Origin of the sequence: Aurantimicrobium sp. (assembly GCF_036667855.1) — a bacterium.
Taxonomy (GTDB): Bacteria; Actinomycetota; Actinomycetes; order Actinomycetales; family Microbacteriaceae; genus Aurantimicrobium.
On record NZ_JAVWTF010000048.1, the window covers coordinates 1 to 11,363 of the forward strand.

At 55.4% G+C, this 11,363-nt stretch carries 9 protein-coding genes and 2 tRNA genes; 10 read left to right on the plus strand and 1 reads right to left on the minus strand.

The features are described 5' to 3' along the window. The first annotated feature begins 105 nt into the window (after positions 1 to 105). Positions 106 to 876, plus strand: a complete 771-nt coding sequence (locus tag RR877_RS08640; protein WP_332551215.1) for a M15 family metallopeptidase — start codon at positions 106 to 108, stop codon at positions 874 to 876. Here RR877_RS08640 and pgm read toward each other — a convergent pair. Then, complete coding sequence (gene pgm, locus RR877_RS08645) at positions 873 to 2,495, minus strand: phosphoglucomutase (alpha-D-glucose-1,6-bisphosphate-dependent) (protein WP_332551216.1); 1,623 nt, start codon at positions 2,493 to 2,495, stop codon at positions 873 to 875. The genes RR877_RS08640 and pgm overlap by 4 nt on opposite strands. A gap of 35 nt (positions 2,496 to 2,530) precedes the next feature. Between pgm and pheA the strand changes: the two genes are divergently transcribed. From pheA to RR877_RS08690, 9 genes are all read left to right on the plus strand, one after another. Next, entirely contained in the window at positions 2,531 to 3,475 is a 945-nt protein-coding gene (gene pheA, locus RR877_RS08650; protein ID WP_277494845.1) for a prephenate dehydratase, read from the plus strand. A gap of 18 nt (positions 3,476 to 3,493) precedes the next feature. Next, a complete protein-coding gene (serS, locus tag RR877_RS08655; protein ID WP_332551217.1) occupies positions 3,494 to 4,762 on the plus strand; it encodes a serine--tRNA ligase in 1,269 nt (422 codons plus the stop codon). After that, entirely contained in the window at positions 4,763 to 5,581 is an 819-nt protein-coding gene (locus tag RR877_RS08660) for an HAD family hydrolase (protein ID WP_277494847.1), read from the plus strand. It begins immediately after the preceding gene. A 92-nt stretch (positions 5,582 to 5,673) separates the two neighbouring features. Then, positions 5,674 to 5,761: transfer RNA gene (locus RR877_RS08665), tRNA-Ser, on the plus strand. Between the two features lie 34 nt (positions 5,762 to 5,795). After that, positions 5,796 to 7,148 (plus strand): LCP family protein, encoded by a 1,353-nt coding sequence (locus RR877_RS08670; protein WP_277494848.1) that lies wholly within the window; start codon positions 5,796 to 5,798, stop codon positions 7,146 to 7,148. A 69-nt stretch (positions 7,149 to 7,217) separates the two neighbouring features. Then, a tRNA-Ser gene (locus tag RR877_RS08675) sits at positions 7,218 to 7,309 on the plus strand. A gap of 132 nt (positions 7,310 to 7,441) precedes the next feature. Then, complete coding sequence (locus RR877_RS08680) at positions 7,442 to 8,275, plus strand: hypothetical protein (protein WP_332551218.1); 834 nt, start codon at positions 7,442 to 7,444, stop codon at positions 8,273 to 8,275. 17 nt (positions 8,276 to 8,292) lie between these two features. Then, entirely contained in the window at positions 8,293 to 8,562 is a 270-nt protein-coding gene (locus tag RR877_RS08685; protein WP_332627935.1) for a hypothetical protein, read from the plus strand. 604 nt (positions 8,563 to 9,166) lie between these two features. Then, positions 9,167 to 11,257: a DEAD/DEAH box helicase gene (locus RR877_RS08690; protein WP_332551219.1), complete on the plus strand. Its 2,091-nt coding sequence runs from the start codon at positions 9,167 to 9,169 to the stop codon at positions 11,255 to 11,257. Positions 11,258 to 11,363 lie beyond the last annotated feature (106 nt).

An 11,363-nucleotide genomic window follows, 5' to 3' on the forward strand; every position in this document is an offset into this window, starting at 1 on the left:
CAATATCGGAACCATGCCCTTCAGTTAGAAGCCGCCTAGTATTTATCCTGTCCAACTTTCGGGGGACAGTTCATTATTCCAGAGGGACATAGATATTCTGAACTCATGAAGAGTTCTTCCGTGGCCGTATTCGGTCTTGTGATGACTGGGACGCTTCTGCTGACAGCATGTGGAACCGCACCTATGCCCGTTCCCACTGTGACGAAAACAGCATCAGCAATACCTTCACCTACGCCAACTCCTACGCCAACCCCAACGCCCACGCCCACGCCACCACCTGCACCGGTCTACAACATCGATGACCCAGGTTCCATTACCGTGGTTGTCAATAAGCATCGGCCGCTCAATCCGTTGAGCTATGAAGCTGGTGACATGGTGGTTCCAGGTGTTGTGGGTAATCCCAACGGCAGATTGCTTCGCGCAGAAGCTGCAGCTGCACTCGAGCGGATGGGAACCGATGCGGCCAATGCTGGAATCTGGATGACAATTCTCAGCGGTTACCGCAGCTATGCCACTCAGGAACAGACGTATAACAACTTCGTGGCTCGCGATGGTGAAGAACGAGCCAACCAATACTCGGCAAAGCCCGGGCACTCGGAACATCAAACGGGCCTTGCCGTTGATCTCGACGATGGCAGTGGCTGCGCTCTGTATACCTGTTTTGCAGATACTGCTGCTGGGCAGTGGCTTGCTGCCAACGCGTGGCAATACGGTTTTGTGCTCCGGTACCCCGATGGGTACATCGGCGTTACGGGCTATGAATTCGAGCCCTGGCACTTCCGTTACGTGGGCACAGAAGTATCAACCGCCATGCACAACAGCGGCATTGCCACACTCGAGGAATTCTTTGGCCTCGAGCCCGCACCGACCTACTAAGCCTGCAGAGCAGCGTCGACGATCTTCTTGGCTTCTGCCTGCACCAGCTTGAGGTGCTCTGGTCCCTTGAATGACTCTGCATAGATTTTGTAGACGTCCTCAGTTCCGGATGGACGTGCTGCAAACCAGGCAAACTCTGTTTCCACCTTCACACCGCCAATGGCTTCGCCATTACCGGGAGCGTGCGAGAGTTTGGCAATGATGGGATCGCCTGCAAGCTCTGTGGCGGTGATGTCATCACCGCTGAGCTTGCCGAGGCGAGCCTTAGCTTCACGGCCCGCTGCGGCATCCACGCGAGCATAGGCAGGGTCGCCGAAACGCACGGTGAGTTCTTTGTAAAGAACAGACGGGGTCTTGCCGGTGACGGCAATAATCTCCGAGGCCAACAGGGCGAGGATGATGCCATCCTTGTCCGTGGTCCACACGGTTCCGTCCTTACGCAGGAAGGAAGCTCCTGCGCTTTCTTCGCCACCGAAACCAACTGAACCGTCAACCAAACCTGGCACGAACCACTTAAAGCCCACAGGAACTTCCCACAGCACACGGCCCAGGCCGTCAGCCACGAAGTTGATCATGGAACTGGAAACCAGGGTCTTACCAATGCGGGCGTCTTGACGCCAGCCGGGACGGTTGGCAAACAAGTACTCAATAGCTACTGCCAAGAAGTGGTTGGGGTTCATCAGACCTGTATCGGGAGTGACGATGCCGTGGCGATCGGCATCGGCATCATTACCGGTGAGCACGTCGAAGTCGTTGCGCTTAGAGATGAGCGAGGCCATGGCGTTGGGGCTGGACGGATCCATGCGGATCTTCTCGTCCCAGTCCAAGGTCATGAATGACCACGCAGGGTCAACCTCGGGATTCACCACGGTGAGGTTCAGGTTGTAACGGTCCTTGATGGCAGCCCAGTACGCAACCGACGCCCCACCGAGAGGATCGGCACCGATACGCACGCCTGACTCGGCGATGGCCTTCATGTCGATGACGTTTTCAAGGTCGGCAACATAGTGCTCGAGGAAGTCATACTCCTCGATCAGCCCTTCAGGGTTGGTGCGCTTCACATCAACGAGACCTGCTTCAATCAGCTCGTTAGCTCGTGCCGCAATCCAGTTGGTGGCGGAGCCATCTGCAGGACCACCGTGAGGAGGGTTGTATTTGAAGCCACCATCCTGGGGTGGGTTGTGGCTGGGGGTGACGACGATGCCGTCGGCTTCATCAGCATGACCACCATTGTTATAAGCGAGGATCGCGTGGGACACCGCAGGGGTCGGGGTGAAGCCATCACGAGAATCCTTGAGGGTGCGTACGCCGTTCGCCGCGAGGACCTCAAGCGCTGTTTCCTGAGCTGGTCGACTGAGTCCGTGCGTATCGGCACCAATAAACAAGGGCCCGGTGATGCCCTGGAGGGCGCGATATTCCACAATCGCCTGCGTGGTGGCAAGGATGTGCTGTTCGTTGAACGCGGCATTGAGCGATGAGCCACGGTGGCCACTGGTGCCGAAGACGACGCGCTGCTCGGGCACGCTCATATCTGGGGTGAGGTCGTAATACGCCTTCACGAGGGCATCAATATCGATGAGGTCGGAAGGGAGGGCCTGGGTTCCTGCGCGGTTAGTCACAAGCCAAGTTTGCCAGTCCCGGTAGCATTTGAGACATGGGTTCTTCAGAAAAAGTAACGACGGCACCGGCATATAGCTATTTAGGCCCTGCCGGAACCTTTACTGAAGCTGCCCTGGCACAGGTACCTGAAGCTGCGGGAAAGACCTGGCATTCGGTCAATAACGTGGGCGAAGCACTCGCCGACGTTGTTTCTGGCCGCTCGGTTGCCGCCATGATTGCGATAGAAAACTCGGTCGAAGGCGGCGTCACCGCTACCCAGGACGCCCTTGCCAACATTCCTAACCTGCGCATTATTGGTGAATACCTGGTTCCTGTTGAGTTCGAACTCGTCGCTCGAAAAGGAACCACCCTCGCTGACGTGAACATCGTCAACGCTCACCCCGTTGCCTATGCACAGTGCCGCGGCTGGTTAGAGAACAGCATTCCTCACCACGGCCACATTCCTTCTTCGAGCAATGTGGCAGCAGCGGCCAGCTTGCTGGAAGACAACACCGCAGATGCAGCGATCGCTCCAGCCGGGATTGCACGTCACTATGACGTAGAGGTTTTGGCCTCCGGCATCGCCGACAACCCCAATGCGGTGACGCGCTTTGTTCTGGTGAGCAAAACTAAAGAACTTCCAGCACCTACTGGTTCAGACAAGACCAGCTTGATTGTAGAACTGCCTGATGACCGCTCTGGTGCATTGCTGGAGATGCTCGAGCAGTTCGCTACACGTGGCGTGAACCTCTCACTGATTCAGTCACGCCCTATTGGCGACGAGTTCGGTCGCTACCGCTTCGTTATTGATGCAGAAGGCCACGCTCGGGACGAGCGTGTGGCCGATGCACTCCTTGGTTTGCGCCGTTTCAGCCCCAAGGTCATCTTCTTGGGTTCCTACCCTCGTGCGGACAAGGTCACCACCGAGCACTCCAAGCGCTATGCCGATGGCATCTTCACAGACGCACGCGCCTGGCTTGCGGAGATACTCGGCGACTAGTCACCGTAAACTGGGCATGTGATTGACCCAGTATTGCTTCGCGAAAACCCTGACGTTATTCGAGCCTCTCAGGTGGCTCGTGGATCTGATCCCGGCCTCGTTGACGTTGCCTTGCAGGCAGACGCAGAGCGTCGTGCTGCGCTGGCAGCGTTCGAAGAGCTGCGCGCTGAACAGAACGTGTTCAGCAAGAAGGTCGGTCAGGCACAGGGTGACGAGAAGAAGGCACTCCTTGCAGAGGTTGCCCAGCTTGCTGCGAAGGTCAAGGAAGCAAACGCTGCAGCGACAGCTGCTGATGAGGCTTACACCGAAGCTGCCCGCAAGATTCAGAACCCCATCATCGAGGGCATTCCTTCCGGCGGTGAAGACAACTTCGTCACATTGCGTGAAGTGGGAACTGTTCCCACCTTCGACTTCGAGCCCAAGGATCACCTGGAACTGGGTGAAAGCCTCGGCGCCATTGACATGACTCGTGGCACCAAGGTTTCTGGCGCCCGCTTCTATTTCCTGCGCGGTATTGGTGCACGCCTCGAGCTTGCCCTGATGAACCTGGCACTCGATCGTGCTCTTGAGGCAGGCTTTGTTCCTCTCATTACTCCCACCCTGGTTCGCCCTGACATCATGCAGGGCACCGGATTCTTAGGCGAGCACTCAGACGAGATCTATTACCTCCCCGCAGATGATCTGTATTTGACCGGCACCAGTGAGGTCGCGCTCGCCGGCTACCACGCCGACGAAATCATTGACCTCACTGACGGCCCACTGCGTTATGCCGGTTGGTCGACCTGCTACCGCCGCGAAGCCGGATCCAGCGGAAAAGACACCCGCGGCATCATCCGCGTGCACCAGTTCAACAAGCTGGAAATGTTTGTCTACACAACTCCCGAAGAGGCTGAGGCAGAACACGACCGCCTTGTTGCCTGGCAGGAAGGCATGCTCCAGTCACTCGGTCTGGCATATCGCGTCATCGATGTTGCTGCGGGTGACCTGGGCTCCAGTGCTGCTCGTAAGTTCGACATCGAAGCCTGGGTTCCCACTCAGGGCGTGTTCCGTGAACTCACCAGCACCTCGAACTGCACGACCTACCAGTCGCGTCGCCTCGAGACTCGTTACCGCACAGAAAGCGGTAAGACCGCTCCTGTTGCCACCCTCAACGGAACACTGGCCACTACGCGTTGGTTGGTTGCGATTCTGGAAACCCACCAGCAGGCTGATGGCTCGGTCATCATTCCTGAAGCTCTTCGCCCCTACCTTGGCGGCATGTCCGTGATTACTCCGGTGGGCGCCTAAGTGTCAGTTGTTGCGCCAGAAGATCGATGGCTTGTTGCCCTCGATGTTGATGGGACCCTGCTGACCCATCGCGGAGATGTTGCACCGGAAGTAGTCGATGCAGTTCGTGCTGCTGCGCAGCGTGGCCACGAAGTGATGTTGGCCACGGGTCGCTCACTCGTGGAGACCATTCCTGTTTTACGCCAGCTCGATATCTGGCCTGAATACGTTGTGTGCTCCAACGGTGCCATGCTGCTCAAGCGCGATGCGTTAGCCGATGATGGCTACGTCAAGCACTACATCGAAACCTTCAACCCGGAGAAGGTGCTCAAGCTCATCAAGGGCCACCTTCCCGACGGGAAGTATGCCGTGGAAGATGAGCACGGTAATTATTACTACACGGAACCACTTCCAGGAGTCGACCCCATTCTGCTTGCAAGGCAGGTTGATTTTGAAGGCCTGCTCAATCTGCAAGCAACTCGAGTCGTGGTGGTCTCACCCGATCACGACACCGAAGATTTCCTCCAGGTCGTGGAGCGTATTGGTCTCAAGCAGGTCAGCTACTCCATTGGCTGGGCAGCATGGCTGGATATTGCCCCCGAAGGAGTGAGTAAGGCCTCGGCGCTGGAGAAGGTGCGCGAAGCACTCGACTTCCCTCGATCACGCATTTTCGCTGCCGGAGATGGCAATAACGACATTCAGATGATTGAGTGGGCGGCAGAACTCGGCCGTGGCGTTGCCATGGGCAACGCAGAGCCTGAAATCAAGGAAGTTGCCAGCGAGGTGTGCGGAAACGTGCAGGATCTCGGCCTCCTCGAGGCGTTGAACAAACTGCCTTAATCCACAACTCAGGGCTCTCACAGGAACCTCTGGAACGCTTATCTGAGCAGTTCGGGTAGACTCATCAAGTTGTTTTCTTTGGAAGATAACAAGGAGGGCTGTCCGAGCGGCCGATGGAGCTGGTCTTGAAAACCAGTGTGCAGCAATGCATCGTGGGTTCGAATCCCACGCCCTCCGCCACAGAGTTTCATTTCCGCCGATGTCAGGGGAGTAGATGAGCGAAGAGAAGGCTTCACGCCAACGCCGCATTCGCTCTGCTCGTGCTGCCATTCGTCACGGTCGCATTGCACCCGTCAAGGGCTCGCGCACCGTTCTCGGTTTCATCGCTGCAGGACTTTCCGTCGTGCTTGTTGCGACACTGTCGATTGCCGGGATTGCTTTCTGGGACATCACCCGCAGCGCAAATGCAGGTGTTGCCCTGGCAAACGATCAGAAAATCCCCGACATTGGTGCCATCGAAGGTGGCGTGAACTTCCTGCTGGTAGGTAGCGACTCTCGTGAAGGCACCGACGCCAACGTCTTCGATGCTGACCCCGGCAGCACCCTCAACGACGTCAACATTCTTCTTCACATCTCTGCAGACCACACCAATGCAACCGTGGTCTCGATTCCTCGTGACTTGGTTGTGCGCTACCCCGAGTGCCCCGACGCTGATGGCGACGGCTATGGCGGCGGTGGCTGGACTGGTCCCATTAACGGCTCACTCAACGAAGGCGGACTTCCTTGTGTTGTTCTCACCGTTGAAGAGCTCACCGGCCTGAGCATTCCGTTCGCTGCCATGATTCAGTTCAATGGCGTGATCGAAATGGCTAACGCAGTTGGCGGTGTCGAAGTCTGTGTTGCTGAGCCCATCGAAGACGAATACACCCAGACCTTCCTCGACGCTGGAATGCACACCCTTTCCGGGCTCGAGGCTCTTCAGTTCCTTCGCACCCGACACGGCGTCGGTGACGGTAGTGACCTCGGCCGCATTAGCAACCAGCAGGTTTTCTTGTCTTCACTCGTGCGTAAGCTCAAGAGTGCACAGACGCTGACTAACCCTGTTGCACTCTTCGGTCTTGCTAAAGCTGCAATCTCGAACATGACCTTGTCTAACAGCTTGAACAGCCTTGACACCATGGTGTCCATTGCGATGGCTCTCAAGGACATCCCACTCGAGAACATTGTCTTTGTTCAATACCCTGGCTCAACCGGGGGTGCAGGGGTGTATGCCGGCAAGGTTCAACCGAACCAGGCAGAAGCTGACGCGCTTTTCGCCGCCATCCTTGCCGATCAGCCCATTGGCCTCAGTGGAACAACCGGTAATGGTTCTGTAGCTGACCCCGAAGCAGAAGCAAAGGCGGCCGCTGCTGCAGAAGCAGCAGCTAAAGCTGCGGCAAAAGCTGCAGCCAAAGCAGCCAAGGCTTCACCAACTCCTTCCGCCTCATCTTCCTCGAGCGCGACAGCAGCACCTTCTGCAGCAGCTACCACTCCTGCACCTGAGGTTGCCGTCCTTCCCGAGACCGTCAACGGTCAAACCGCAGGTCAATACACTTGCTCTGCCGGCCGTACGCTCAACGAGCAATAAGACTTCGATTATTCCCGGCGAAATCCTCCGGGTATGATTGCTGAGGTACTTCTGCTTGCAGAAATACATGGAGACGTCGCATAGTTCGGCCTAGTGCACCACCCTGCTAAGGTGGAGTCCTCGTAAGGGGACCGCGGGTTCAAATCCCGCCGTCTCCGCCAATAAAGTTTTAGATTAACAAATCCTCTAGACCTCAGGGTCTAGGGGATTTATGCTTTCACTAACCAATTGAAGCAAGTACTTCATCGGTCACAACAAATTCTTTATTTACATTGCTATGAGGGGATAGTTTCATGAACAAAAGAATGACTAATTCACTGCGTATTTCAAGTGCCGTTACTGCCATCCTTTGCATTGCGACTGCCCTATCTGCAGTTCCTGCACGTGCGACTGTCGACACAAAATCTTCTGATGACTTGCTCACTACAAGCGAAATCACCAATTCCATTGAAGTCGCTGGCAACCTGGTCCAACCGGCGTTGACTTCAGTCGCCACCAACCTCCAAACCTATGTATCTTCAACAGACGATGTAACGATAGAAATTCCACGTTCGCTTGAAAACGGTGTTGCTCTCTCCACCCCGAACGTAGAACTTACGATCTTCCTTCCTAATGCAGATTCCGCCTCTCTAGGCACTAAGAATAACGAGGGTCAAGTCATTTTTGCCTCTGCAGAAGCAAGTGCAAACACTGTCATTCCTGTAGAGGGAGGTGTCCAAATGCTGACCACAATCTCAAACAAAACCGCGCCAGAACGTTTTACATACAGTGTTGAAAAAGAGGATTCTGACTATTTTCAAATACAAGAAGACGGTTCAGCCGTACTTATTGGAACTTCGGGAACGGTAAAACTCGTTATTCCAGCCCCCTGGGCCCAAGACTCAGTTGGGAGAAGTATCCCCACTTCCTTCGAAACTGATGGGGATAGCCTTGTTCAAGTCATTTCGCACAAATCTCTTGATAATGTCGCGTATCCAGTGACTGCTGACCCATATTGGATCGTTGTAAAGTGCGTAGCAGGAGTTGCGGTTTGGTTAGCGAGCAATATTATTCTTTCCCCACCCGCACAAGGATGGTCTTGGGGATTTGTGGGCAGAGGAGTAGTTGCATGCCTTCGAGGCCGGTAGTCCTCAATCATCCAATCGTGTTGTTAGGTGAATTGGACAAACTAGACCAACAAATCCAGAAAGAAATTTCAAACGTTGGAGCACCTATAGTCGAACTTTCTGAGAACTACGATCAGTCTTCTAAACATGAAGAAAGCCGAAAACTTCTCAGGCAATTAAAAAAGAGATCAAAAGATTCTGGCCTTAAGCCGGTTGCAATTTTAGGAAAGCTAATCAGTTTAGGAATCAGAAGATTTCAAATTGCTCAATTTCGTCGAAGGCTTACGAGCTGGTATCCATCTGAGTAGTTTCAATTACTCACTATGTTTTAGTTACCAGGGCAGACTATTCAATATTCCTTCGAGCAAGTTTGCAATTTGCTTCTTTCCAGTAATTCTTTGTACGAGTAACCCCATAAGTAAAAGCACGATACTTCCTGCGATTAGGTAAAGCAGAAAACTCTGTATTACCCATTCAGGCTGGATGGAGAGCAACCAAAGTTGCGCAAATAGTCCCGTGAATATTGCAAAAAGAACACCACAGATTGGGATAAATATGCGTTCCCACTTCTTTAGTGGCCTGTATCTTTTATTCCCGGACATAGTGATGAGCCTTTCACGCTATTGTTCAATTCAATATTTTCAGAACTCTACAGTTTCGATTAACTTAAGCAAGTTTTAGTTAAACCTTAAACATTGTCTTGAACCTTTGCGGCTTCTCCCGTATAGTCAAGAGGTCGGCTCTTGACACTGCACAGTGGTGCAGATGGGTTTGTAAGTCAGGTGGGCCGGTTCCCCAACAATTCTGTTGGTGATAGTCACTCAATGTGAATCGGTCCCGGCCAAAGACTGCCCGGGTTCTTTCCAGCGCGTTTGTGCGCTGTTTTGCTTTGAATCCAACCCAGGAAACGTCATGCCTAAGAACAAGAAACCAGCCGGCGGTCGCCCGGCTAAGAACTTTGAACCCCGCTACGGCGCCAAGAAGACCGGCGGTCCTTCCGCTGGTTCTCGCAGCCCAGGACACCGCGGCTTCCGCGCAGAGTCAAATGAGGCTCCTCGCAAGAACCGTTGGAACAGCGATGACCGCGACGCACGTCGCAGCGCCCCCGCTGCCGAGCGTCCCGCTTACGGCGACCGCGCACCTCGCGGTGACCGTAGCGAGCGCCCTGCTTACAACCGTGGTGAGCGCTCCGAACGCCCATCGTACGGAGCCCGCACGGAGCGTCCTCGTTACGAGCGCTCTGAGCGTCCCGCATACGGAGATCGTGCTCCACGCGGAGACCGTCCTTCCTACGGTGACCGTAGTGAACGCCCCGCGTATAACCGCGGAGAGCGTTCCGAACGTCCCGCATTCAACCGTGGCGGAGATCGCCCAGCATATGGTGACCGCACTGAGCGTCCTCGCTATGACCGCGATGCACCACGTGGTGAGCGCCCCTCTTACGGAGATCGTGCTCCTCGCGGTGACCGCAATGAGCGTCCTGCTTACAACCGTGGAGAGCGTTCCGAACGTCCTTCCTACGGTGAGCGTTCTGAGCGTCCTCGCTTTGACCGCGATGCACGTGGCGGCGACCGTCCCTCGTATGGTGACCGTAACGAACGTCCTGCATATAACCGTGGTGAGCGCTCCGAGCGCCCATCGTATGGAGACCGCAACGATCGTCCTGCACGTAACTTCGGCGGAGACCGTCCTCGTTACAACAAGGACGAAGCTCCACGTCGTTCCGCTTCTGACTTCTACCCTGCAAAGGACGAGAAGGCACGCTTCACTCCTGAGGAAGACGTCGTACTCGAGCGCCTCGAAGCACAGGCAACCACTGCTGCAGATGTTGATGGTGTGAGCTTTGCTGACCTCGGTCTTGGTGACAACATTTGCCGCCAGCTGGCTTCGATGGGTGCAGCGTCACCGTTCGCCATCCAGGCTGCAACCATTCCTGACGTTCTTGCCGGCAAGGATGTTTTGGGCCGCGGAAAGACCGGATCGGGCAAGACCATTGCTTTCGGTTCGCCTGTTGTTGAGCGATTGATGGAGAACAACGGTGGCAAGGACCGCAAGCAGGGTCGTGCTCCACGTGCTCTGATTATGGCTCCCACCCGCGAGCTCGCGATGCAGATTGATCGCACCGTGCAGCCCATCGCTCGCTCGGTTGGTCTCTTCACCACCACCATCTTCGGTGGTGTTCCTCAGCACAAGCAGGTGATGAGCCTGCGCCGTGGTGTGGACATCATTATTGCGACCCCTGGTCGCCTGGAAGACCTCGTTGAGCAGGGTCACATCGACCTTTCTCACATCACCATCACGGTGCTGGATGAGGCTGACCACATGTGCGACTTGGGCTTCCTCGAGCCCGTGCAGCGCATCTTGCGTGCCACCAAGGCTGATGGACAGCGTCTGCTGTTCTCGGCAACCTTGGACAAGGGTGTTGCCGCTATCGTGAAGGAATTCCTCAAGGATCCTGCAGTGCACGAAGTTGCCGGTGAAGACCAGGCGTCTTCCACCATTGACCACCGCGTCTTGGTTGTAGAGCACCGCGACAAGCCTTTCGTTATCGAGCAGCTTGCTTCTCGTGAAGGAAAGACTCTGATCTTTGCTCGCACCCGTGCCTATGCTGAGCAGCTTGCTGACCAGCTCGAGGATGCAGGTATTCCTGCAACCAGCCTGCACGGTGACCTCAACCAGTCACGTCGTACACGTAACTTGCAGCTGCTCACCAGTGGTCGCGTGAACGTGCTCGTGGCAACAGACGTTGCTGCTCGCGGTATTCACGTCGACGACATTGACCTGGTTATCCAGGCTGATGCACCAGATGAGTACAAGACCTACATGCACCGCTCCGGTCGTACCGGTCGTGCGGGAAAGCAGGGAACGGTGGTCACCATCATTCCTCGCACCCGCCAGCGTCGTATGAACGAACTCTTGGGCCGCGCAGAAATCTCAGCGGAGATGATTCCTGCTCAGCCAGGTGACGAGCTGCTCGACCAGCTCGCGTCATCGGCTGTCTAAGTCTGAAACAAAGAAGGGCCGCACCCCTTTCTTGGGTTCTAATGGTCGTTGCAACACTCCATCTTTTTGGAGGTTGCAACGACCATGTCTTTTACCCCGCCACCCA

What these genes read in the sequence shown, in the direction of transcription:
- RR877_RS08690 (WP_332551219.1), top strand. Translation starts at nt 9,167, where the DNA reads ATGCCTAAGAACAAGAAACCAGCCGGCGGTCGCCCGGCTAAGAACTTT.
- pheA (WP_277494845.1), top strand. Translation starts at nt 2,531, where the DNA reads ATGGGTTCTTCAGAAAAAGTAACGACGGCACCGGCATATAGCTATTTA.
- RR877_RS08640 (WP_332551215.1), top strand. Translation starts at nt 106, where the DNA reads ATGAAGAGTTCTTCCGTGGCCGTATTCGGTCTTGTGATGACTGGGACG.
- RR877_RS08680 (WP_332551218.1), top strand. Translation starts at nt 7,442, where the DNA reads ATGAACAAAAGAATGACTAATTCACTGCGTATTTCAAGTGCCGTTACT.
- RR877_RS08670 (WP_277494848.1), top strand. Translation starts at nt 5,796, where the DNA reads ATGAGCGAAGAGAAGGCTTCACGCCAACGCCGCATTCGCTCTGCTCGT.